The sequence below is a fragment of the Prevotella ihumii genome, assembly GCF_900155655.1.
Taxonomy (GTDB): Bacteria; Bacteroidota; Bacteroidia; order Bacteroidales; family Bacteroidaceae; genus Prevotella; species Prevotella ihumii.
Map to the genome: position 1 here is coordinate 2,915,751 of NZ_LT706987.1, position 24,709 is coordinate 2,940,459.

The 24,709-nt window shown below is 42.3% G+C and carries 23 protein-coding genes; 13 read left to right on the forward strand and 10 right to left on the reverse strand.

Annotation, left to right across the window (positions count from 1 at the left end):
• The first annotated feature begins 584 nt into the window (after positions 1-584).
• The 6 genes from CZ367_RS12695 to CZ367_RS12720 all read left to right on the forward strand — a co-directional run bounded on the left by CZ367_RS12695 (position 585) and on the right by CZ367_RS12720 (position 7,225).
• Positions 585-887 (forward strand): ATP-dependent Clp protease adaptor ClpS, encoded by a 303-nt coding sequence (locus tag CZ367_RS12695; protein WP_077197175.1) that lies wholly within the window; start codon positions 585-587, stop codon positions 885-887.
• Positions 887-3,193 carry an AAA family ATPase gene (locus tag CZ367_RS12700; RefSeq protein WP_084793522.1) on the forward strand — a complete coding sequence of 769 codons (2,307 nt, stop codon included), beginning with the start codon at positions 887-889 and terminating at the stop codon, positions 3,191-3,193. Before CZ367_RS12695 ends, CZ367_RS12700 begins: the two co-directional genes overlap by 1 nt.
• Positions 3,194-3,239: 46 nt before the next feature.
• Positions 3,240-3,887, forward strand: coding sequence for a leucyl/phenylalanyl-tRNA--protein transferase (gene aat, locus CZ367_RS12705; protein WP_077197176.1), 648 nt, complete (start codon positions 3,240-3,242; stop codon positions 3,885-3,887).
• 89 nt (positions 3,888-3,976) lie between these two features.
• Positions 3,977-4,594 carry a ribosome biogenesis GTP-binding protein YihA/YsxC gene (yihA, locus tag CZ367_RS12710; protein WP_077197177.1) on the forward strand — a complete coding sequence of 206 codons (618 nt, stop codon included), beginning with the start codon at positions 3,977-3,979 and terminating at the stop codon, positions 4,592-4,594.
• A 1-nt stretch (position 4,595) separates the two neighbouring features.
• Positions 4,596-6,380, forward strand: a complete 1,785-nt coding sequence (gene abc-f, locus CZ367_RS12715; RefSeq protein ID WP_077197178.1) for a ribosomal protection-like ABC-F family protein — start codon at positions 4,596-4,598, stop codon at positions 6,378-6,380.
• A 50-nt stretch (positions 6,381-6,430) separates the two neighbouring features.
• A complete protein-coding gene (locus tag CZ367_RS12720; protein WP_077197179.1) occupies positions 6,431-7,225 on the forward strand; it encodes an ion transporter in 795 nt (264 codons plus the stop codon).
• A gap of 4 nt (positions 7,226-7,229) precedes the next feature.
• Here CZ367_RS12720 and CZ367_RS15225 read toward each other — a convergent pair whose 3' ends face one another.
• The 3 genes from CZ367_RS15225 to CZ367_RS12735 form a co-directional block, all read right to left on the reverse strand.
• Positions 7,230-7,481 (reverse strand): hypothetical protein, encoded by a 252-nt coding sequence (locus tag CZ367_RS15225; RefSeq protein WP_144005993.1) that lies wholly within the window; start codon positions 7,479-7,481, stop codon positions 7,230-7,232.
• A gap of 148 nt (positions 7,482-7,629) precedes the next feature.
• A complete protein-coding gene (gene uvrB / locus CZ367_RS12725; RefSeq protein WP_077197180.1) occupies positions 7,630-9,675 on the reverse strand; it encodes an excinuclease ABC subunit UvrB in 2,046 nt (681 codons plus the stop codon).
• Positions 9,676-10,012: 337 nt separating this feature from the next.
• Positions 10,013-11,299: an IS1380 family transposase gene (locus CZ367_RS12735; RefSeq protein WP_077195295.1), complete on the reverse strand. Its 1,287-nt coding sequence runs from the start codon at positions 11,297-11,299 to the stop codon at positions 10,013-10,015.
• 509 nt (positions 11,300-11,808) lie between these two features.
• Between CZ367_RS12735 and CZ367_RS16305 the strand changes: the two genes are divergently transcribed.
• The 3 genes from CZ367_RS16305 (at position 11,809) to CZ367_RS12745 (ending at position 13,510) form a co-directional block, all read left to right on the forward strand.
• On the forward strand, positions 11,809-12,501 hold the full coding sequence (locus CZ367_RS16305) for a carboxypeptidase-like regulatory domain-containing protein (protein WP_237581732.1): 693 nt from the start codon (positions 11,809-11,811) through the stop codon (positions 12,499-12,501).
• Between the two features lie 99 nt (positions 12,502-12,600).
• The gene (locus tag CZ367_RS16310) at positions 12,601-12,891 is read left to right on the forward strand and encodes an energy transducer TonB (RefSeq protein WP_237581735.1); all 291 of its coding nucleotides are present in this window, start codon (positions 12,601-12,603) and stop codon (positions 12,889-12,891) included.
• A gap of 1 nt (position 12,892) precedes the next feature.
• Complete coding sequence (locus CZ367_RS12745; protein WP_077197181.1) at positions 12,893-13,510, forward strand: radical SAM protein; 618 nt, start codon at positions 12,893-12,895, stop codon at positions 13,508-13,510.
• Between the two features lie 27 nt (positions 13,511-13,537).
• Here the strand turns inward: CZ367_RS12745 and CZ367_RS12750 are convergent, their stop codons facing one another.
• Positions 13,538-13,750, reverse strand: coding sequence for a hypothetical protein (locus CZ367_RS12750; RefSeq protein WP_061450686.1), 213 nt, complete (start codon positions 13,748-13,750; stop codon positions 13,538-13,540).
• Positions 13,751-14,161: 411 nt separating this feature from the next.
• Between CZ367_RS12750 and CZ367_RS16315 the strand changes: the two genes are divergently transcribed.
• The gene (locus CZ367_RS16315; RefSeq protein ID WP_167509064.1) at positions 14,162-14,320 is read left to right on the forward strand and encodes a hypothetical protein; all 159 of its coding nucleotides are present in this window, start codon (positions 14,162-14,164) and stop codon (positions 14,318-14,320) included.
• A gap of 353 nt (positions 14,321-14,673) precedes the next feature.
• Here CZ367_RS16315 and CZ367_RS12755 read toward each other — a convergent pair whose 3' ends face one another.
• Complete coding sequence (locus tag CZ367_RS12755) at positions 14,674-14,976, reverse strand: hypothetical protein (RefSeq protein ID WP_237581737.1); 303 nt, start codon at positions 14,974-14,976, stop codon at positions 14,674-14,676.
• Positions 14,977-15,044: 68 nt separating this feature from the next.
• A complete protein-coding gene (locus CZ367_RS12760) occupies positions 15,045-16,268 on the reverse strand; it encodes a site-specific integrase (RefSeq protein ID WP_084793523.1) in 1,224 nt (407 codons plus the stop codon).
• A 345-nt stretch (positions 16,269-16,613) separates the two neighbouring features.
• Here CZ367_RS12760 and CZ367_RS12765 point away from each other — a divergent pair, with 345 nt between their 5' ends.
• From CZ367_RS12765 to CZ367_RS12775, 3 genes are read left to right on the forward strand one after another with little or no spacing between them, the layout of a single operon-like run.
• The gene (locus tag CZ367_RS12765; RefSeq protein ID WP_077197467.1) at positions 16,614-17,447 is read left to right on the forward strand and encodes an outer membrane protein assembly factor BamD; all 834 of its coding nucleotides are present in this window, start codon (positions 16,614-16,616) and stop codon (positions 17,445-17,447) included.
• A 25-nt stretch (positions 17,448-17,472) separates the two neighbouring features.
• Positions 17,473-17,820: a DNA-directed RNA polymerase subunit omega gene (locus CZ367_RS12770; protein WP_077197183.1), complete on the forward strand. Its 348-nt coding sequence runs from the start codon at positions 17,473-17,475 to the stop codon at positions 17,818-17,820.
• A 3-nt stretch (positions 17,821-17,823) separates the two neighbouring features.
• The gene (locus tag CZ367_RS12775; RefSeq protein WP_077197184.1) at positions 17,824-18,276 is read left to right on the forward strand and encodes a DUF4293 domain-containing protein; all 453 of its coding nucleotides are present in this window, start codon (positions 17,824-17,826) and stop codon (positions 18,274-18,276) included.
• A 350-nt stretch (positions 18,277-18,626) separates the two neighbouring features.
• Here the strand turns inward: CZ367_RS12775 and CZ367_RS15995 are convergent, their stop codons facing one another.
• The 4 genes from CZ367_RS15995 to CZ367_RS12795 form a co-directional block, all read right to left on the reverse strand.
• Complete coding sequence (locus tag CZ367_RS15995; protein ID WP_077197185.1) at positions 18,627-19,319, reverse strand: hypothetical protein; 693 nt, start codon at positions 19,317-19,319, stop codon at positions 18,627-18,629.
• Between the two features lie 209 nt (positions 19,320-19,528).
• Complete coding sequence (gene queG / locus CZ367_RS12785; protein ID WP_077197468.1) at positions 19,529-20,545, reverse strand: tRNA epoxyqueuosine(34) reductase QueG; 1,017 nt, start codon at positions 20,543-20,545, stop codon at positions 19,529-19,531.
• Positions 20,514-21,134: a polysaccharide deacetylase family protein gene (locus CZ367_RS12790; protein ID WP_077197186.1), complete on the reverse strand. Its 621-nt coding sequence runs from the start codon at positions 21,132-21,134 to the stop codon at positions 20,514-20,516. The genes queG and CZ367_RS12790 overlap by 32 nt, the downstream gene beginning before the upstream one ends.
• Before the next feature lie 122 nt (positions 21,135-21,256).
• Positions 21,257-24,532 carry a glycosyltransferase family 117 protein gene (locus tag CZ367_RS12795; protein WP_077197187.1) on the reverse strand — a complete coding sequence of 1,092 codons (3,276 nt, stop codon included), beginning with the start codon at positions 24,530-24,532 and terminating at the stop codon, positions 21,257-21,259.
• Between the last annotated feature and the right edge of the window lie 177 nt (positions 24,533-24,709).

Below are 24,709 nucleotides of genomic sequence, written 5' to 3' on the forward strand. Positions count from 1 at the left end.
ATCAGTACGTTTTCACGCTCCAAACACCCTCGAACTACTATTCGGAACTCGGTGAACCGTGTCCCTACGCTTTGGCGAGTGCAGCTATATCTTATGCAAAGATAGTAATATTTTTTGAATGACAAAAGAGAAGTGTAATTTTTAAACCCCAATCGGTCGTTAGACTTCTTCGAGATTTGCGAGCTTATTTTGAGCTATTTTTGGTTGTTTTTGAAGACGTTTAGCGAGCTAAACAACTGAAAAAACAAACGAAAAGAGCCAAAATAAGGTGCAAAGACGAAGAAAAGCATAACAGCTAAACGCTTTAAAAAGCCTTTGCGGGCTAATGACTGATTTGGGTTTAACCCAGATCGGTCGTTAGACTTCTTCGAGATTTGCGAGCTTATTTTGAGCTATTTTTGGTTGTTTTTGAAGACGTTTAGCGAGCTAAACAACTGAAAAAACAAACGAAAAGAGCCAAAATAAGGTGCAAAGACGAAGAAAAGCATAACAGCTAAACGCTTTAAAAAGCCTTTGCGGGCTAATGACTGATTTGGGTTTAAACATTGGGAGTTTTCATTTTTTATCCTTAACTTTGTAGCATTATGGCAAAAGAACAAACTTCGGTAAAAGAGAGGACGCATACAAACTTGCGTGAGCCTCGTAAATATAAAGTAATTCTTCACAATGACGATGACACAACAATGGATTTTGTGGTCTTCGTCTTAATGAAGATATTCCATAAAAGTGAAGAAGAAGCATCTAAAGTAATGCTTCAAGTACATCATGAAGGTAGTGCAATAGCAGGTATTTACCCTTACGACATTGCTGTAACCAAGGTTGAACTTGCTACTAACTTTGCCCGAGAAAACAATTTCCCATTACAACTTACTTACGAACCTGCATAATGAGCAATAAAAAGAACAATATAACGTGGTTTCAAGACACCTTAGAGCGTGTAGGAGCTATCGCCGAACACTTACGACACGAATATATTTTACCCGAACACTTCCTATTTGTAATATTTCACCATCGACCTTTTTTTGATGCTTTCAATAAGTGTGGTGGCGAATGGGTAGATGCTATGCGGCAACTCATAAGGTATTTTGATACGCTTGACAAAATAGATGAGGTGTCTGAAAAAATAGTTTTATCTGCTCAAACACGTAAGATGATAGACCTTGCTTCAAAGATGGGAACTTCAAATATTAACGACGAACCCTATATGTCTACCCTTGTTGCAGCAATGTACGAATTACAAGACTCGTATGCTGGATATGTGCTGACTTGGCACATAGGCGACATAGTGGAATTTCTCAATGAGTTAGAGCGCAACTATCGTTCTAAAGCTAATAATAAGCCCACCTTTGATGAGGACGGAAATGTAACCAATATCTTCGATTTCGTCAATCCACAATCTGAAATGAACGAGTACGAAGAGGCTTTCGAAGACTTCTCTGCAATAGCAAAATCTGATGATTGGAAAGAACTTGTTACAGATATTATGGCACAAGTATCTACACATAATCCGCTTATTGGTCGTGAAGCAGAACTCGATCGTACCATTCAGGTGCTTTGCAGAAAGGATAAAAACAACCCGTTACACGTGGGCGAACCTGGTGTGGGTAAAACTTCGTTAGTCTATGGATTGGCACAACGCATTTTAAATGGCAATGTGCCAGAACGCTTGCGTGCTTGTTATATCTACCAAATGGATATGGGGCAAATGTTAGCAGGTACACAGTATCGTGGCGACTTTGAAAAGCGTATGAAGCAAGTGTTGGACGGAGCGAAAGAAGAAGGCAACTGTATCATTTATTTAGACGAACTTCACAATATAATGGGTGCAGGCGCAAATGGTCAAGGCGGACCTGATGCAGCCAATATATTAAAACCTTATCTTGAGTCAGGCGAAATAAAGTTCATTGGCTCAACCACATACGAAGAATATAACAAGAAGATTGCACAATCGAAAAGTATTGTTAGACGCTTTCAACAGATAGATATTCTTGAGCCATCGGTAGACGAAGCCATCGAAATATTAAGAGGTTTGCAGACAAAGTATGAACACTTTCACCACGTTGTCTATCGCAAAGAAGTGATAGAATATGCTGTAAAAGCAAGCCATAAGTACATCGCAGATAGGTTTCTTCCCGATAAAGCCATCGACTTGATTGATGAAGCAGGCGCATATCTTGAAACTCATCCAAATAACAGAACGACACAATACGTTACAAAAGGTTTAGTGGAAGAAATTCTACAAAGGGTGTGCAAGGTGAATGCAATGGCACTAAAAGAAGACGGAAACGAAACTTTAAAAACGCTTTATACCCGCATTACAGAAAAAATTTATGGACAGGACGAGGCTGTGCGCAACGTGGTGGAGTCGGTTCAGATGGCAAAAGCTGGACTATTAGACGATAATAAGCCATTGGCAAGTTTGCTCTTTGTAGGACCAACGGGCGTGGGTAAAACCGAAGTAGCACGAGTTTTGTCCGATGAATTGGGCATAGAATTGGTGCGATTTGATATGAGTGAGTTTGCAGAAAAGCACGCTGTTGCCAAGCTAATAGGTTCTCCTGCAGGCTATGTGGGCTACGAAGACGGCGGTTTATTGACAGATGCTATCCGCAAATCACCCAATTGTGTGCTGTTGTTGGACGAGGTTGAGAAAGCGCATACCGATATTTATGATATTCTTTTGCAAGTGATGGATTACGCCCGATTGACCGACAACAAAGGAAACAAGGCCGATTTCCGCAACGTAGTTCTTATTATGACCTCCAATGCTGGTGCTCAATATGCTGCACAAGCCAATGTAGGCTTTGCAGGAAATGTAAGTCGTGGCGAAGCTATGATGAAGCAAGTGAAGCGTACGTTCAAACCAGAGTTTCTTAACCGTTTGTCTTCTACGGTCGTATTCCACGATATGGACAAACCAATGGCTGAACTTATATTAAAGAAAAAGTTAAAGGTATTAGAACAAAAACTTGACATAAAGCGAGTTAAACTTACTATTTCAGATGCTGCATTTGCGTATCTTTTAGATGCAGGGTTTACAAAAGAGTATGGCGCACGTGAGATGGACAGAGTAATAAACAGCAAGCTAAAACCCCTCTTAATGCGTGAAATTCTCTTTGGAAAATTAGCCAAAGGTGGCATAGCGATGGTTGAAATAGCAGAAAACGCTTTAACTTTATCCACTAAGAAATAGCCCTTTCACATCATCTTGTTCAATATATTAATACTTGTAATGCAATATGGTATTTGAATTAGACCCAACCGAAATTTCTTTCCCTGACCCTCGTTTAGGCGATAACGATGGACTGATAGCCATAGGAGGCGACCTATCTGTTGATAGACTTCTATTGGCTTATAGCAATGGCATATTCCCTTGGTTCGACTTTCGTCGTCGCAAAAAGATATTATGGTGGTGTCCGATGCAACGATTTGTTATCTTTCCCGAACGTATTCACGTCTCACACAGTATGAAAAACCTTATGAATAAGGGCGATTACAGCGTCACTATCAATCAAGACTTCAACGCTGTAATAGCCAACTGTTCACAATTGCGTTACAAAGAAGAAGGTGCGTGGCTTGGCAAACGAATGATAGCAGCTTATACCGAACTCCATCAGCAAGGATTTGCCGCAAGTATAGAAGTGTGGAACAAAGACAAACAGCTCGTAGGCGGACTTTATGGTGTTACAATAGGACGCAATTTCTTTGGCGAAAGTATGTTTTCACTGGTTCCATCGGCATCTAAGATAGCGCTTATCTATCTTGCCAACTTCCTAAAAGAACATAATGGCGGTCTTATTGATTGCCAATTCGAGACCCCACATCTCAAAACAATGGGTGGCGAATTTATCTCTTACGAGCAGTATATGCAGATTTTGAACACGTAAAATCCGTTTTCTCATTTTTTTTATGTAAGTTTGCAATTGCTATACAGCTATGTTTTGTAGCTTGGCAATTAAAAGAAAGAATAGGAAATATGAATATTACGAAATCAGAATTTACCATTTCGTCACCTACCATTACGAAATGCCCCGTAGATACCAAGCCCGAATATGCCTTCATAGGTCGTTCCAACGTGGGCAAATCAAGTCTTATTAATATGCTTTGCAACCATAAAGGTTTAGCAAAAACTTCAGCTAAACCCGGCAAAACATTGCTTATCAATCATTTTATTATTAACAACGAGTGGTACATTGTCGACCTCCCAGGCTACGGATACGCAAAGAGTTCAAAGACAATGCGCAACAAGTTGGAGCAAATGATTACCCAATACATTCTTCAACGCAAACAGCTCATCAATCTATTTGTGCTCATTGACATTCGTCACGAGCAACAAAAGATAGACAGAGAGTTTGTCGACTGGTTGGGCGAGAGCAACATCCCGTTCTCTATCATCTTTACCAAAGCCGACAAACTTTCAGGTGGGCGTGCCAAAAATAATGCGATGGAATGGATGAAAAAGCTCCAAGACCGTTGGGACGTATTGCCTCCATACTTCATCACTTCATCGGAAGACAAGACAGGACGTGAGGAAGTTTTGGATTACATTGAGCAAATCAATACCGAATTAGAGCTTACAGCCAACAAAGAATAATATGGCCATTATCCCCTACTTAGATGTACAGCGACTCACCAAACGATTTGGTTCGCAGGTACTTTTCAACGAAATATCGTTTTCCATAGCCGAAGGACAACACATAGGTCTTATAGCCAAGAATGGCACAGGCAAGTCTACCCTACTCTCAATCCTCACAGGAAAGGAAGGATATGAGAGTGGCAGCATTATTTATCGCAACGATTTGCGAGTAGCTTGCTTAGACCAAAGTCCCCATTTTGAACCTAACGACACCGTGCTTGACGCTTGTTTCAATCACGAAGGCGACCCCGAAAAAGTGTTGAAAGCAAAACAAGTCCTTACAACACTCAAAATAACCAATCTTAATCAGCCTATAAAAGAATTAAGCGGTGGACAGCAGAAGCGTGTGGCCTTGGCCAATGTGCTAATCTTAGAACCCGACCTGCTTATTCTTGACGAACCCACCAACCACCTCGACCTCGAAATGATAGAGTGGTTGGAAGGATATTTGCAACGTGGCAACAAAACCTTGTTGATGGTAACGCACGACCGCTACTTCCTTGACAACGTTTGTAACGTCATTTTAGAGCTTGATGACAAAACCATTTACACCTATCGTGGCAATTACTCGTACTACCTTGAGAAGCGACAGGAACGTATCAATAACACGAGAGCCGAAATAGCACGTGCCAACAATCTGTATCGCACCGAATTGGAATGGATGCGCAGACAGCCACAAGCACGTGGACACAAGGCTCGCTATCGTGAAGAGGCTTTTTACGAACTACAGTCCAAGGCCCAACAACGCATCGAAGACCGCCAAATACGCCTGAAAGCATCTAATGTGTACATCGGTAGCAAGATATTCGAATGTCAATATGTTTCCAAACGTTTTGACGAGAAAATTATTCTCAACGACTTTTACTACAATTTCGCTCGTTTCGAAAAAATGGGAATTGTAGGCAACAACGGCACGGGCAAGTCTACTTTCATCAAAATGCTCCTCGGATTGGTTTCACCCGATAATGGTAAATTCGACATCGGTGAAACCGTCAATTTTGGTTATTTCTCACAAGAAGGCCTAAAGTTCAGAGACGACCAAAAAGTAATCGACATCATTACAGATATAGCCGATTACATCGACCTTGGCGGTGGGCGACACATGACGGCATCGCAATTTCTCAACTACTTTCTCTTTGCCCCTGAAGAGCAACACAACTACGTGGCTAAACTCTCTGGAGGTGAAAAGCGCAAACTCTACCTTTGCACCGTGCTGATGAAGAACCCCAACTTTCTCATTTTGGACGAACCTACCAACGACCTTGATATACAAACCCTGCAAATATTAGAGGAGTATCTACAAGATTTCCCAGGGTGCGTAATCGTGGTTTCGCACGACCGCTACTTTATGGATAAGGTGGTAGACCATCTCTTGGTTTTCAAAGGCGAAGGCGAGATAAAGGATTTCCCTGGCAATTACACACAATTCCGCAACTACCAATCGTTGAAGAGTAGCGAAGCGGCAGCCACAGAAAATAAAAACAAGGAGAAGAAAGCCACAACAGCAAAAGACTATCGCAACGATACGCGCCGCCGAATGAGCTATAAAGAGAAGCGAGAGTACGAACAGCTTACAGCCGACATTGAACAGCTTACCGAGCAAGTAAGCACCATAGAGGAGCAACTCTGCACGGGCAATATGAGCATAGACGAGCTGACAGAAAAGAGCAAACTACTGCCACAACTGAAAGAAGAGTTGGACGAAAAGGAATTGCGGTGGCTCGAACTATCTGAAATGGAATAAAGCAAGACATTATTTGCTAATTGTAGAAAAGAAAAGACAAGAAGTAAAGAATGAAAGAAAAGTTATATAACATTATATTTGAGGCAGATACACCCGAAGGAAAGGCTTACGACGTTGCATTGATTATCATCATTTTTATTAGCATTATCGTGGCTTTTACCGAGAGTGTGCCAACCTTAGCCTATCAATATAAATTCGCTTTGGAGATTATCGAAGGAATCTTGACCGTGGTTTTCACTTTCGACTATTGCGCTCGTCTTTATTGTTCGCCCAAACCTCGCAACTATGCGCTAAGTTTCTTCGGAATAATCGACTTTATTTCTACTATTCCGCCCTACTTGAGTATCATTTTCCCAAGCGCACGTTATATGATACTCCTTCGCTCGTTCCGCTTTATTCGCATCTTCCGCGTATTCAAACTCTTTAGCTTTCTCAACGAGGGATATTTACTTTTGCAGTCACTCCGCCGAAGTATGCGCAAAATAATGGTCTACTTTATGTTTGTGCTCATTATGGTAACGTGTCTTGGCACCCTGATGTACCTCGTGGAAGGTAGCGAACCCAACACCCAGTTTAGCGACCTTGGCACATCTGTTTACTATGCCATAGTCACAATGACCACCGTGGGTTATGGCGACATCACCCCTATCACAGCCCTTGGCAGACTGCTTTCAGCCTTTGTAATGCTCTTGGGTTACACCATTATTGCTATTCCTACAGGCATCGTTACAGCAACCTTTATAGACGAAACACAAAGGAAGTCGGAACGAGGAAAGTGCCCAAGATGTGGTAACAAGGTAGAACCCAAAGACAGATATTGTCGCCATTGTGGCGAAAAACTTTAACTTATTATTCGTAAAAAGTTATCAAGCTGTTCATCACCTTAACTTTTAACCCCAATCGGTCGTTAGACCAGTCCGACAAGTCTGACAAGTCCGACCAGTCTGACCAGTCTGACAAGTCCGACTGGTCTGACTGGTCTAACGACCGATTGGGTTTAACAAGGTTATAAACAGAACAATGCCTTTTAAGATAAAAACTAACGAAAGCGCACTTATAACTATCTGAATAAAAGGAAGTTACAAATGCGCTTTCAAACATATATGTTTTACACTCCAAAACATATATGTATTGCCCTCCCAAAGTTAAACTTTGACAACACCAAACATATATGTTTTGCTTCTAAAAGACCGACCTCTTATTTCTAAAAGATAGGGAACGGAAAAATAGACCAACTATATTTTAGATGCTAATCTTTCAACTCCAACTCTTTTTGCAATCGTATTATCTCATCACGATATTGGGCTGCTTGGAGGAAGTCGAGGTTCTTGGCAGCCTCTTGCATTAGGGCTGTAGTGTTCTGAATACTCTTCTCAAGCTGTGGACGAGTCATACGCTGAACTATTGGGTCGGCAGCAAAAGCGGTATCTTGTGGAACTGGGGCGTATGGTTTACCCTTCGTTGGCTTCGCCATAGGTATTTTCGTAGCCGTTCCCGCTTCGCCCGTAGGTAGTGTATCCTTAATAGAACGCACAATTTGGGTAGGCGTTATGTGATGCTCTTCGTTGTATTTCAACTGCTTTTCACGTCGGCGAGCCGTCTCGTCTATGGTTTTCTGCATACTTTCAGTAATGGTATCGGCATACATTATTACTCGCCCATTAACGTTACGAGCCGCACGCCCAGCCGTCTGTGTAAGACTTCGATGACTTCGGAGAAAACCTTCCTTGTCGGCATCAAGTATGGCTACGAGCGACACTTCGGGAAGGTCTAAGCCCTCACGCAAAAGATTGACACCCACCAACACATCGTAAAGACCTACACGGAGGTCGTTGATAATTTTCACACGGTCAAGACTTGCCACATCGCTGTGGATATAGGCTGTACGCACTTCATAGTTGAGCAGGTATTCGGTTAGTTCCTCCGCCATACGCTTGGTAAGGGTGGTAACAAGAACACGCTCGTCTTTTTCGGCACGAACGAGTATTTCCTCCATCAAATTGTCTATCTGATTTTCGGATGGGCGCACCTCTATTTCAGGGTCTAACAAACCTGTTGGGCGGATAACTTGCTCGACAACAACACCTTCTGCCTCTTCCAACTCAAAGTTGGCTGGGGTTGCCGAAACGTAAATCACCTGATGAATGAGGCTATGAAATTCTTCAAACTTGAGTGGACGATTATCGAAAGCTGCGGGCAAACGGAAACCAAACTCTACAAGATTCTTCTTTCGTGCTCGGTCGCCTCCATACATAGCCGAAATTTGTGGCACACTTACGTGACTTTCGTCTATCATTATGAGGTTGTCTTCGGGAAAGAAATCGAGTAAGCAATAGGGGCGTTCGCCTGCTTCACGTCCATCAAAATAACGTGAATAGTTCTCAATGCCAGAGCAATGACCCAACTCTTTCATCATCTCCATATCGTATTCCACACGCTCCTTAATACGTTGAGCCTTAATGCGGTCGCCCACTTCGTTAAAGAAATCCACCTGCAGAACAAGGTCGTCTTGAATTTGTCGGATAGCATTCTCGGTCTGCTCCTTAGATGTAACAAAAAGGTTGGCAGGATAAATTTCGTAGGCTTCAAACTGGGCAAGGCGATGATAAGAAATGGCGTCTACCTCTTCTATGGCATCTATCTCATCGTCCCACCACGTAATGCGTAGCACATTGTCCGAGTAAGCCATAGCAATGTCTACCGTGTCGCCCTTTACACGGAAGTTGCCACGTTGTAAGTCGAGGTCGTTACGCACATAGAGCGCATTTACCAATCGGCGCAAAAACTCGTTGCGGTCTATAATCTGCCCTTTTGCAATGCGTATCACGTTTTCTTTCATTGCCACAGGCGCACCCATACCATAGATACACGACACGGACGAAACCACCACAACGTCCTTTCTACCAGAGAGTAAGGACGATACGGCTGAAAGGCGGAGCTTGTCTATCTCATCGTTGATAGCCAAATCCTTTTCAATGTAAGTATCGGTAGTGGGCATATAGGCTTCGGGCTGATAATAATCGTAATAAGAAACGTAGTATTCCACAGCGTTATGAGGGAAGAAACCTTTCATTTCCTCATAAAGTTGGGCAGCCAAAGTCTTGTTGTGGGAAAGAATAAGGGTGGGCTTATTGGCATTGGCAATCACATTTGCCATCGTAAAAGTTTTGCCCGAACCCGTTACACCAAGCAATACCTGCGACTTGTCGCCACGGTCTAATCCCTCGGTGAGTTGACGTATTGCCTCTGGCTGATCGCCAGTAGGTTTGTATTGAGATGTAAGTTCAAAATTCATTATTAGCAACAAAGTTACTAAAAACTATTTATTTCAACGCTGTGAATGGTGATTTTTTCAAAAAATTCTGCTAAAATCTACTGAACAGCTTAAAATGAGCTATTTATGAATAGTTCACCTCAATAGAGGTAATGACTTGGCAATAGTACCAACTTCTTCATTATACACCTCAAATCCGCAACTTAACTTTTCAACGTCCTTCTTGCGTGTACACATCCTCTCATTACTGAATTTGCAGATAATTAGAACTGAAATCCCCACTTCAGCCTACAACATCCCCTTACCCCACAATGCGACTTGAGGCAATACGCAGTATCATACCCATAAGTTGTAGGCGTTATCCAAAATCTGTCTGGAACACATCCGCGTAAGCATTGTTACAGGTATAGATATTCAGCATATACTGCCTTGATGTCCTGATCCACTTTGCTGGTACAGAGACAAACCTGAAGACAAGCGCTTTTATGCGGCTTGTTGTATTGAGTCCGAACCTCTTTACATCAAGTCTTTGGATAATGGCCTTGTAGAAGTTACGGATAAGTGATGTAAGAAGAAGGAACACGGTGTTCTCTGCCATGAAGGATTTGGGCAATCTGTCCCATCCGAAACCATTGTTCATATCATCGAAGATACGTTCCTTTCCCCCTCGAAGGTTATAGAACTCGACAATCTCTCTTACGGAAGATACATAGTCGTTAGTCAGGATACAACGGTATGTGTATTCTCCTTCCCAGAGATCCAATACACCATCCAACCGTTTCTGTCTTTGAATCACAAGTCGGTATGCTTTACCCTTCCACTTTTCAACAAGGATAGAGTTCAATTCGAACTCAATGCCATTGATTTCCTCAGTTTTCCAACCTCTGAGAGCAAAGATTTCATTGTAGAGCGAACTGCAGCGGTTTGCGCGGATATAGAAGGATTTGCAGTGTTCCTCTACTTCTTCTACGATTTCCTCGGAACATGATCCACAGTCAGCTCTGAAACGATTGATAGTAAGGCCGTTCTGTTCAAATCTCTCAAAGAACCTCTTCAGCGTGTCCTTCTGATGAAAACGAACATTTGTGTTGCCATCGCTATTCTCAATGCCAACGATTAAGTCGCCAATAACCGCCACGCCAGGGCGATAACCAGGGAACTTCTTGTATGTAGGCTTTGCATCATACTTCTCTGTCTCTATGAACTGATGGTCGAAATCAACATCATACATCTCGTCCTCTTTCAGTTGGCCAGATGCAAACATACAATTGAGCAGTAAAGTATTGAGAGTGTCAGCCGTGTTGAAATCGTAGTTCTTACCCGTATCTGACGTGTATGAGATGTTTTCTTGCGTCAGCTCCTTTATCGCTCTGAGGATAGTATCAGAGCTACAAGTTCGAAGTGTCGGATGAAGCGAGAGATGGCTCATCAAATGAGTAGTGATATCCTCAACACATGAGCCACCACAGAAGTAGATACTCATGAGTGAACGGATGATTTCGCTGTACTGATAACCGAATGATCTACACCTTAGACCGAGGGTCGAGTCGATTACAGATGACAATGTGGAGTCAAATTGCTCCATGATTGAAAATATTCCTCCAAAAGGAGTGAGTTTCTCGGATTTAATATGTATTTTTGCCATGCCATATCAGAGTTTTGCTTGCTTGTTTTGCAACACTAAGATAAGTGAATTCTTTGACATGGCAAAATCCTGGGCAACTTTTTGTTGCTCAGGTACTTAAAAAGTTTAAGTTATAATAGTGTTGCGGAATTAAGGATACATAAGTTTGCCTTGCTTGTCAAACAACTCTGTTACGATTGCAAAGATAAATTTAAAATCTGAGAAATAACATCTTTTGCGTTGTTTTTATAGATTATTAAATTATGGTCGGAAAATGTCTCAGAAATGCAACTGTACAATATCTAAAGAAACACATATAAGTTTCATATACAGCATTAAAAACATGAGAAATGTTAAATGCAATTCCCTTTCTAACAATACAAAGCAAAATTTTCTCGTTTGTAGATTGTTTTTCGTACTTTTGAAATTAGAATTATAAAAATGGGTATTTTTAGAATTTATGACTAAGGAGTAACAATATACCCATTTTGTAAATAAAGGGAATGTTGAACACCTAAAAATATCAATTTATGAAAACCAAAGGACGCAACATATGCGATACCCTCAAGGCTATTCGCAAACAAATAGCGGATGCCAATGGGATAGACTATTCACCCGAAGAATGCCACTTCAAGGGCGAATGCAAGGGAACTTGCCCAAGATGTGAGCAAGACGTGAGAGACCTGGAACATGAGTTGAGAATCAGACAAATGGCCGGGAAAGCCATCAAGGTCGCAGGAGTGGCATTGGGAATCACCGCCCTCGCCGCATCCACCACATCATGCGCCACCCAGAAGGGATATTATAGTTCTATATCAGAGAAAACCCTCCCTATTCTATTTCAAGAATATACGCCAAACGATTCCGTCCTCCTCAAAGAAAAAGAAGCACTAAACAAGAAAGGAGTACTTTTTGTACAAGGGCATCTCATTGACGAGCAAGGAGATCCACAAGTAGGAGCCACGATTACGGCAAAAATTTCTGGCAGCAAGACTATTGCTGACAAAGATGGAAACTTTACTATCGAGGTGGAGAAAGAAGATATAATCACCGTGAAATATCTTGGCATGCAAGACAGAATCATCAAAATCACAAAAATGAGCCAAGAGAAACTCAATATTATCACTTTGACAGAAAGCAGAGATGTCTTGGGGGAAGTCGCAGTTATCAGAGGAACAGCTCCTATCATCAAGAAAGATACTCATTCAGAAGAAGCAAAGTAAGAAAAGTACACGAATGATGGTAAGACCGCCATCATCCAACAAACCGTCGCATCAGACTCCACCAAGAGCAGCAAGCTATTTGGCGCAGCAATCGAGGAAATGGCATCATTCCCTGGCGGTTCAGCTGCATTGATGCAATACATCGCCCAAAATCTCCGCTATCCAAACATACAAGGAGATTGCAATATACAAGGAAGAGTCATTGTTGGTTTCACTGTCAATGAAGACGGAACCCTGAGTGACATCAAGGTGATGAAAAGCATTTCCCCTACCTTCGACGAGGAAGCCATTCGGGTAGTGAAAAGTATGCCGAAATGGAATCTTGCCAAGCAAAATGGCAAGGCCGTAAAAACGAAATATACAGTCCCCGTTACCTTTAGATTAGAATAAAATGAAGACCGCCCCACTCATTTGCATCGACCGCCACCGCCTTACGATAGACGGCGAGGGTGTCACCACCCTCGTGGCATTCCACGGATGCCCTCTCCATTGCAAGTATTGCCTCAATCCCCAATGCCTCGAAGCCGACGGCGTATGGCAGGAGATGGACACGGAACTGCTGATGATGAACGTGGAGATGGACAATCTTTATTTCTTGGCGACAGGAGGCGGCATCTGCTTTGGTGGAGGCGAACCACTCTTGCGAAGCGCATTCATCAAGGAATTTTGCGAGCAATGTCCTGAGGGATGGCAGTTTACGATGGAGACGAGCCTCAACGTGCCTCGCCATCACTTGGAGGAAGTCATCTCCTTCATCGACTCCTTCATCATCGACATCAAGGACATGACACCTGCCATCTACCAAGCCTATACCGGCAAGGGCAATCAGCAAGTTATTGAGAACCTTGTTTGGCTCTACTCCCATGCCAAACATAAAGATAAAATCACCCTCCGTCTCCCCATTATACCCAAGTTCAACACTGAAGAGGACAGAAAACACAGTCGTCAAGTCTTAGAAGAATTAGGGTATGAGAATTTTGATGAATTTGAATATGTGATTAGAGGATAAACTGGTTAAATCTATGCCCTACCGAGACTATGGTCTCATTTCAGTGTTGTTTCTACGGACTATCTTGCCGTTCAAGGTGGACTCACGGATATACTCAGCCAACTTGCGATTGGTTTTTCTCGCCATCAATTTCAATACCTCGTAGCTTGGCAGAGAGAATTTCTTCGTGTCAAACTTTGACAGCTTGCGAATCCTTTTAGTGGGCAGTTTTCCACCCTTTCTCCTGGCTTGTTCATGCATGCTTGTAATTCGACATACTGTTTATAGTTGGTACACTCACTTTCTGCGACCGTTGGGAACAAAAATTCTCCGCCCTTATGGTGGAGCGAGGAGTTTTGGGGTTCCCAAAACATAACCTCGCTCCCTCCTCTAAGAACAAAAGACGAGACATTTGCCTTTCAGCTCTCCATGCCCAAGGTTGCAGACCTTAATTCTCGCAATTTGCACCAAAAATCAAAGCTGCCACATTGAAGAATAAGGTCACAGATACAAACTACCTTGTTATTGAAGTGTGCAAAGGACAAGGTGATAATATTCAGTGCGCAACTTGCCAAGTGTAGTAATTGTGTTTTGTCGTTTTACTTTGTGAACTATGCCGAGTGTGTTATATGCGCTGTGTGTCCTCGGTATAGTCTGCATAAATCTAATGCCATGCTAAAACACTGCGGAGGTTTGCCCAAGTGGCTGGAGGCGCAAAGCCTCCAAGGAACGTTGCTGCAACCATTTCGGAGAATAGAGCGGTTGCCAATAAATCCACAAGTACATTCTACGGCAGACCAAGTGATGGGTATTTTTCAGTTGAGTAGTTGAGAATATGTTGTATGGTAATGAAAATCAAAGACTTAACTTATCAACAAGTTCTCAACAAAAGTTTCTACACAACACTTCACTGGGCAAAAGAGAAACATAGGCATGAACATTGAGGATTTCTCTTTTCATCATTCTCTTTCTTTTGTTGAGATATTTGTTGAGAGTATGTAGAGCCGTAAATACTTGATATTCAACACTACTTTCTGTATATTCAACAAACCAACAAAAATAAGGGGATTAGTCCGCCCTTTTAATGGCTTAGGACTATCCCCATCAAATAAGCTGCTTCATACCAATGCTTCTGTACTTCTTCGTGACAGAACGACAGCATTAAGCCAACGACAAGAGGACATTCAGTTAATAGCGTTTGTCCCTCCATTGAGTTGTAGGATAATGACACTACCTTTCTCTTTTGCCCCGTACAACCTCTTTATGATTGTGTCACGAAATCGAACAGCACCGTATGAATTTATACGGAAACAAAGGGCAACAATCATCGGGAAGCCATACTGCGTTTGCCAAATGCCCTTGGAAGTTTCCTTTTTCTGTTGGACATCCGACACCAAAAACAAGCCTTCCTTGTACATTGACCTTATCACAGCATGGAGTTTCGGGGCGGTGACATGAAGCATATCAACCAATTCACCCTCAATCATTCACAAGTCTTGCAAGTTGGACGGAATGGAAAACTCTCCATTTCCGTCCATAGTGATTACAGTTCTTTTCATGCCATTCCTCCCATTGTTGGCAAATGCCCCTTGATTCGATTTTCAAAGACTGATATGTCATGCTCCAACTTGGTGCTTGTCACCTTGGCATATATCTGCGTCGTGGTGATGTTCGTGTGACCGAGTATCTTGCTTACTGTCTCAATCGGCATACCGTATTCCAGGGACAATACTGCAAACGAGTGCCTACTAACGTGGTACGAGATTCGTTTCTTGATGCCACACATTGCAGCCACTTTCTTGATGCGCTTGTTGATAGTGTCAAGTCTGCCGATATTGAACAAGTGGCTGTCCTTTCTCAATGGCTTGTATCTCTCAACAATCTGCATCGGAATATCCATCAGCTTGACTTGAAACGGCACGCCTGTCTTTTGACGCTTGGAAACTATCCAAGGAGCACCGTTTATCATACAGATGTTGTCCTCCGTCAGGTTCTTTGTGTCAATGAAAGAGATACCTGTCCAACAGCCAAAAACGAAAAGGTCTCTTGCAAATGCCATGTTTGGGTCTTCCAACTTTATCTCGGTCATGGCGGTAAGCTCGTCCAAGGTCAAGAACTCACGCTCCTTGTGGTCTGGGTCAACGTGGTACATGGCAAAAGGGTTTCTCGGTATCTTGCCGTTGTAGTGTGCTGCCGTGACGATATGCTTCAACGGAATGGAGTATATCCAAATGGTGGACTGCGTAAGCCCTACAACGTTCTTCAAGTACAGGCAAAAGTCACGGATGAACTCCTCGGTAAGCTCATTCATTGCCATATCGCTGCGCTTGTACTGAAACTTGATGAACTCGGCAACGTACTTTCTTACCACAAGATACTTGCGATAAGTCCTAACAGCTCGGTCTTTGCCCACACGTTTGGCAAAGGTTGCGTTCTCCTTGTCAAAGGCTCTGAGCAATGTCTCGTACTCCATGCCTATGCCTTGATAAGCGTTTCTCACCATTCCAGCGGTAACGAACGCCTCACGGTCGGAAAGTCGTTGGTAATGCTTGGTGATTTGAGCCTTGATGTTGTCAAGCGCAAAGTTCACCTCCTTGGCTTCCTTGCTCCTTCCCTTTGCTCTGTTGCCCTTGGCATCCCATATCGCCTTGCTTACGCTCTGCTTGCAGCTGAACTGTGCGATAGTTCCGTTGATTGTCACTCGTCCCATGATAGGGACAATTCCGTTTCTCTCCTTGCTTCCATTTACATAGAAGACTGTCTTAAATGTACTTCTCATAATTCCTTGCTTTTGTTCGGTGCAAAATTAAATCATGAGAGTTGCATGGCAAATTCTAAACCTGTGCAGAATGGAGAAGTAAGAACCGAAGCCGTTAAATATGCTTATTAGGGCATTTCTTTGAGGTAATGACTTGAAAGCGTTTCCACTTCTCAAATCCGCCATTTTCGCATTTCCTCACGAATGCCACTTAAAGCCAACGACTACCACAACCACTTGAAACTCAAAACAAAAGCTCAAATCTGCTATTTTTTGCTTTTTTTATCAGTCTTTTTTGAAAAAATATACAATGTGTACTTTGTTATTTATAGAATAATGTGTAACTTTGCATTTCAAAATAAATATATGAAGAAGAATATTCTCGTTGCATTAGTTGCAGCACTGCTTCTTACAAGTTGTGCGCAAGAATACAATCAAGTTTACAAGAGCACAAACTATACATACAAGTATGAGTTTGCGAAAGAATGTTTTGCAAAGAGGAAATACAGCTTTGCAGTGCCATTGTTGCAAGAATTGGTTACCATAACTAAGGGTACAGACAATGCACAGGAATGTTTGTATATGTTGGCAATGTCTGAATACTATTTGGAAGATTATCAGGCAGCTTCTGAAGCATTCAAGAAATATTTCCAAACTTACCCTCGCGGACATTATGCAGAGATGGCTTCGTTCTATATAGGACAAAGTTTGTATGAAGGAACACCCGAACCACGATTAGACCAGACCCCTACCGTGGCTGCCATAGCGGCTTTCCAAGACTATTTGGATATATTTCCCGATGGCAAAATGAAAGGTACAGCGCAACAACGCTTGTTTGCTTTGCAGGATAAACTCATCAGAAAAGAATATCTGAACGCAAAATTGTATTACAACCTTGGTTCTTATTTCGGCAATTGCACAAGTGGGGGTAACAACTATGAGGCTTGTATCGTTACGGCACAAAATGCTTTGAACGATTTTCCATACACCCCACTGCGTGAGGACTTCGCCATTTTGCTGATGAAAAGCAAGTACGAGTTGGCACAAATGAGTGTGGAAGAAAAGAAAATGCAACGCTTCCAAGATGCTGAAGACGAGTGTTACGGATTTATAAACGAATATCCCGACTCGAAAGAACGTGCTACGGCAGAGAAATACATTGAAAAATGTAAAGAGATAACAAGCAAGATTAAAGAATAAAGAAAACTAAAATATTAATATAATAATGGAGTACAAGAAGTCAAAATCACCTGTTAACACAGTAACCCGTGACGTAGTGGAACTTTGGAAAGATACTGACAATATCTACGAAAGTGTTGCTATCATCGCAAAACGTGCTAATCAGATTTCTATCGAAATCAAACAAGACCTCAGCAAGAAGCTTGCAGAGTTTGCATCGTACAACGACTCACTCGAAGAAGTATTCGAAAATCGTGAACAGATAGAGATTAGCCGTTATTATGAGAAACTCCCAAAACCAGTTTTGTTGGCAACACAAGAGTTTCTTGATGGCAATATCTACTGGCGCGACCCATCAAAGGAAAATGTTGTAGAAGACGATTTTGATTTGTAAACAATGATACAACGTAAGCAAAGTATCTTCTTACTCATTTCGTTCATCGTTCTTTTGGTGTGCTTATGCTTGCCTATCGGTAGCATCGAACCTAAGGGAATGGGGGCTGAAAGAGAGATGATGAACCTTTGGATTGTAGACGGAAATGGTGCGAAAGATTTTTCTGTATGGCCATTGTTTGCCCTACTTCTTCTTTCTTTGCCTATTCATTTGTTCACAATTTTCGATTACAAAAATCGCAAACGCCAAGTTTCAACTTGCAGCGTTATGCTTTTGCTTGATGCAGCTTGGTATGTAACATACGGATTGATGAACTATACTTCTATCCAAGTTGGAGCGTTCAGTTTTGCATTTGCAGTTTGCTTGCCTTTGGTGTCAGCCATTCTCTTAATAATGGCTCGACAGGCTGTTAAGGCTGATGAGGCTTTAGTAAGGGCAGCGGATAGAATAAGATAAACAGAAAATTGAGATATAAAAAATAAAGGCTTGCCCTCTCTTTTGAGATAGCAAGCCTTTATTGTATGCTTGAAATATTTGGATTGCTTTTAACCCAAATCGATCGTTAGACTTCTTCGAGATTTGCGAGCTTATTTTGAACTTTTTTTGGTTGTTTTTGAAGACGTTTAGCGAGCTAAACAACTGAAAAAACAAACGAAAAGAGCCAAAATAAGGTGCAAAGACGAAGAAAAGCATAACAGCTAAACGCTTTAAAAAGCCTTTGCGGGCTAATGACCAATTTGGGTTTATTCATTTCCACTCTATTCATAGAACGGAAGCGGAAAGAACAAAAGAGGCAATCTTCAGAATTACAAACCTAAGCCTTTGATAGCCTTATTAGCAGCATCGTTTACAGCTTTGTTAGCTTTTTCAGATGCTTGAGTTGCCTTTTCCTTTGCTTGACCAGTAGCTTCGTTTACCTTTGCTTTAGCTGCATCTTTAGCTTCAGTAACCTTTTCTTCTACCTTAGCTTCAGCTGCTTGCTTAGCATCGTTCACTTTTTCTGCTGCTGCGGCTTTAGCTGTACCTACAGCTTCCTTACCTGCTTCAGCACCATCAGCAATCTTTTGCAATAATGCGTCAGGGTTTGCTGAAGAGATTGTTGATACAGCAGAGGTCAAAGCTGTAGCGATTGTTGGATTACCAGCCTTTGCCACTACGTTCTGAATGCTTTCTGCATTAGCTTTAATCCATTCTTGCAACTTTGCAATATATTCTTTGGCCTTTTCAGGATTGTTCTTAACCATTTCAGCAGCCTTAGCCTGTGCGCCTGCTATCATACCTGCAACGGCATTAGCATCACCAGACTTCAACTTTTCGCCCAACTCACCAACAAGAGCCTTTGCATCTTCTGGAACGTTAGCTGTGGCAATTGCAGCAGTTGAATCTGCTGTTACTTCTGTTGAGTCACCCTCGGCATTTGCATTTGGTTTTGCATTGTTACCGCAACTTGTAAATGCTACTGCGGCAACAGTCATTGCCATCAAAAATACTTTCTTCATTTTTTCTTTCTTTTATATTATTCTTTGGAAGCTAAAACTTCCCATACTTATTTAGTTAAAGTTCAGCATTGACGAAACAAATCGTCGATTACTGATTGGTCAAAGTTACAATTATATTCTTATTAATCTCTATTTATTCTTATTATTTAACTATTTTAGACCAATTATTCACAATTTATCACCCACTTATTGTATAACCTTTCAAAATATTACTTTTGTGTCTGTGCATCTATATTTCGTTTCAAGCCTTCGTACTTAGCACGTTTTACGGCAGAGCCTTTGAAGAGTTGGCGATATTGCTCAATAGTTAGGTTGTGCCAATCTTCCTTTTTCATTTGTAAGAGTTCGGGCTTAGGCTGAAATTCGGGTGTGGTATTGGGGGTTGAAAATCTATTCCACGGACACGCTTTTTGGCATAAATCGCAACCATAGATGGTGTCGCCCATCGCTGCTTTCGCCTTATCGGAGAGTTTGCCACGATTTTCTATCAACTGATAAGAGAGGCATCGCTCGGCATCAAGTCCCGTCTCTTCAGCAAGGGCACAAGTAGGACAAGCGTCAATACAACGATGACAGCCTCCACAACGATTTTTCATAGGTTCATCGTATTCGTCTAACTCGTAAGGGAGGAAGATTTCGCCCAAGAAAAACATTGTTCCTGCCTTTGGGATAATGAGCTGATGGCTCTTCCCTACCCAACCTAAGCCTGCCTTCCACGCCCAATAACGTTCTAAAACAGGAGCAGTATCGACAAAAACACGAATTTCGGGAGGAGGAAGATTTACAGAAGAGGAGGGTGCAACGTCGGACAATTCAGACGAGTCCGACCTGTCCGACAAGTCTGACAACTCTGCAAAAACCTCCTCAACTTTAGGGAATATGCTTGCTAAAGCTCGCAGCCGTTCTTTCATAATATCGTGATAATCAAGCCCAAGTGCGTATGCTGCTAACTGATACTCGCCCGCTGGCATTGTCTGAGCTGGTGCATAATTCATTGCCAACGAAAGAATGGTTTTTGTATGAGGAACTAAAAGATTGGGATTGAGCCGTTTTTCCGTGTGATTAGCCATATACGTCATATCGGCATATTGACCTTTGGCTATCCAACGACGCACTTGCACCGCTGTGTCTTCATCTACAGGAGCTGAACGGGCTGCTCCACAAGCAGAAAAGCCGAGACGCTGTGCCTCGGCTTTAATCTTTTTCAGTGAAAACTTTAAACTCATATCCTTCATTTTTTAGCCATTCTAAGGCCTTAGGCAAGGCATAACGCAGTTTATCAATGCTCTTTAACGAGTCGTGAAATGTAATTATTGAACCATTGCGAGTATATCGTTTCACGTTGTTGAGCACATCTTCGCCTGTGAGATATTTAGAGTAGTCGCGGGTAACTACATCCCACATCACTACACGATAGTTTTGTTTCACCCACCAATACACAGAATGGCGCAACCAACCGTGAGGTGGACGGAAGAAACGTGAATGGATTAAGGCATCGGCCTTCGTCACATCAACAGCATAAGTCAGTGTGAAATGCTTGAACGAACCAAGATGATGGTAAGTGTGATTGCCAACCAAGTGGCCACGGCGTTTAACTTCTTCAAATAGTTCTGGGTACTTGCGCACATTATCGCCCACCATAAAGAATGTAGCCTTTGCGTCGTACTGGTCGAGAACATCAAGTATAAAAGGAGTAGCCTCTGGTATTGGTCCATCATCAAATGTAAGATAAACCGAATGTTCATTAGGGTTTACACGCCACAATGCGTGTGGATAAAGCCATCGAAGCCATCTTGCTGGTTGTTCTATTATCATCTAAATTCATTCAAAGATAAGCATTAGGCACTTAATGTATTAATCCTGAAACTTTTACCTATTGCTTATTATTATAAAAATGAGCGAGCTGACAACCTTAGATTGTCAACTCGCTCTTTTTTTTACTTTATTTTTCCGCCTCGCATTTCAAAAGATTGAACAAACGAATTGAACTCTTTTGCATGCTTATCTGCCCAAGCTGAATTATATTCTTTTGCAGTCATCAAAATGGCATTCATTATCTGCAACTGCATATAGCACGTGTTTTGACTCATATTAAATCCACGTGGACTTAAGCTAAGTATATAGCGCACGTATTGAGAAGCATTCTTCCAAAGTTTATCGTTAATCTGCATTGCCTTAGACATCTGACCTAACTTAGCATAAGCCAAAGCCATCTCAACGGAACCACGATTATAGCTAAACGGAACACTATACTCTGGAATTTCTTTCTCTATCTTAGCCAATACCTTACGTGCCTTGTCCATCTTTCCTTCTGCAATGAGATGGATAGCAGTGGTTGACGCCAAACGTGTGTGATACCAACAAGTCTTGAGCACTGTTTCGTCCAAATAGAGTCCCTTTGTAGAAAGTCCACCCCATTTAAACTTATTCATAATAAGTTCATAAGTCTTGTCTGTATCGAAATCGTTGCCCTCCTTGGTGTAGAAAGGTGTGATACGGTTGAGCAAACCTTCCTGAACAAAGTTGTCACCAAGGTTCATAAAGTTCTCTGCACCTACCGAAATTGCCACATAGAGAGGGCGTGTCCAATTGCAATTTGCTATCATTTCGAGCATCATCAAGTCGCTCTTGTAAAGCGCTTCACGACCTGCAAGCGATATTGCCATACGTTCTGGAATTGAATCGCCTGCCATTGCCATTCCACTCTTGCGCACAGCCTCCTTATCGATGGTCATATAAAGCGTATCAGTTGGAATTACGTGGAACTGATCGTCTTTTGAACGTACCCAATGCTTCAATACATTCTTTAGCTCAAATGGGTCGTTACCAAACTGCCTACGTGCCTCTTCAGGGTTTTGAGCATAGAGTGCAAGCACTTCGGCTTTAAGTTCTGGCTGAATACGTATATATTCATTCGTGCCACTCACATAGTCTAAGCGTGGCCAAGATATAGGCACACTTGGCGAAGTGTAGGCAGGACGAATCATTTGGTCGATGTACCAGTCGGTAGCAAGATACGATAGGTTGCACACACGAGTATCTGTACGCACGCCTTCTACATCTTGATTGTACCACAATGGGAAGGTATCGTTATCGCCATTTGTAAATACAATAGGATTGCCTTGCTCTTGCATAGAGTTGAGATAGTTCTGTCCAAAGTCGCGAGCGGTATATCTGCCCGAACGGTCGTGGTCGTCCCAAGTTTGTGAAACCATCTGAATAGGTACGAGGATAGAAGCTACAGAAGCAATTGCAGCAGCAGCTGTGCCCGAAACTTTAAGTTTCTTCAACCAATCATAGATAGCCAACACGCCCAAACCACACCATATAGCATAAGCATAGAACGAACCTGCATAGGCATAGTCGCGTTCACGAGGCTGCGAAGGTGTTTGATTGAGGTAGACAACAATAGCCAAACCTGTCATAAAGAACAAGAAGAACACTACCCAAAACTGCTGAATACCACGTTTACCACGCCAAGCCTGCCATACAAGTCCGAGAATACCGAGCAAGAGAGGCAAACAATAGAACACATTGTGTCCCTTGTTGGCTTGCAAATCATCAGGCAAGAGACTTTGGTCGCCATACATCAAGTTGTCGATAAACGAAATACCTGTAATCCAGTTGCCGTGTTCCAACTCGCCATTGCCTTGTATATCGTTCTGTCTTCCTGCGAAGTTCCACATAAAGTAACGCCAGTACATAAAGTTGCACTGATAAGCCAAGAAGAACTGAAGGTTCTCAAATTGGGTTGGCATCTTCACTCCGTCTACATCGTGACCTTGTATTCCGCCCATAATACTCTCATAATTAGAGGCGTGTGCTTGGTCGTACATACGTGGGAAGAGCATATTTTGTTCAAATACCTGTGTCGTCTTATGACGTACAAGGAAGTAAGAATCTTTTTCATCAGCCGATGCTTTTTCCTTTCTTTGATAGATAGGAGCACCCTCTTTAAAGTCGTAATGCTGCCCATCTTCTGCCACCTTAGGCGTGCTGGTATAAGCTGGTCCATACAACAATGGACGGTCGCCATACTGTTCACGGCTCAAATAGTTGCCGAGGGTAAATATATCCTCGGGCGAGTTTTGATCCATTGGAGGGTTGGCCGTAGAACGGATAACGATGAGTGCATACGAAGAATAACCTATAATCATCATAAACATACAGAGCAAAGCTGTATTTTTGATGCGTGAAGTTACAATATATTCCTTGCCTTTCTTCATTCTCAACACGAAGAAAAGCACACTCAAGAGCACTATACCGACAATAAATGCACTCCAACCATAACCTACGAACGGAATACCAATAAGTCCGAAGGCAGAGAGGAAAGCTATATTCTCTCTGTTGCTACCTGTCTTGCCCTTGTAAGTCTCTGCAATTGCCCAAACAAAAGCACCAATAAGCAAGAAGATGTAAAGAATAGTACCAGTATTGAAAGGCATTCCCAAAGTGTTGGTAAACAACAATTCGAAGAAGCCACCCACAGTGATGATACCTGGTACAACGCCATAAAGTACGGCTGCCACCAATACTACCGAGATAGCAAGTGCTATCATTGAGCCTTTAAGGTCAGCATCGGGCACACGCTTATAATAGTAAACCAACACGATAGCTGGAATACAAAGCAAATTGAGCAAGTGTACACCAATAGAAAGACCTGTCATATAAGCAATTAGCACCAACCAACGGTCAGCGTGAGGCTTATCGGCATTGTCTTCCCACTTCAAGATGAGCCAGAATACAACTGCCGTAAAGGCTGATGAATAAGCATAAACTTCGCCTTCAACAGCCGAGAACCAGAATGTGTCGCTAAACGTATAGATGAGCGCACCTACAAGTGCTGCGCCCTCAATGGCAATTATCTTCGACAAAGAGATGTCTTCTCCATCACGTACAATGAGCTTTCGCGCCAAATGGCTAATCGTCCAAAAGAGAAACATAATGCACGTAGCCGAGAGCAACGCACTCATCATATTCACCATTCGAGCCACCTCCGATGGGTCGCTAACAAATTGTGTGAAGAAATTTGCTGTCAAAGCGAAGAAAGGTGCCCCAGGAGGATGCCCCACTTCAAGTTTGAAAGCTGTAGTAATGAATTCTGGACAGTCCCAAAAGCTGGCTGTCGGTTCGATTGTAGAGCAATACGTAAAGGCAGCAATAAGGAATGCCACCCAACCAAGCGTATTGTCTACGAGTCTAAACTTTTTCATCTATACATTTTATGTTTTTAAGTCTGCCACAATAAGACAGAGCGTTGATATTTCTCCCATAAAGCCTTTATAAGGCATATATAATAAGGTAAAGCCTAATTAGCCAATATCTATCCTGTCCCGACCTATCCTTACTTGTCTGACAAATAGAATAATGTCGCAAAATACCTTTACACC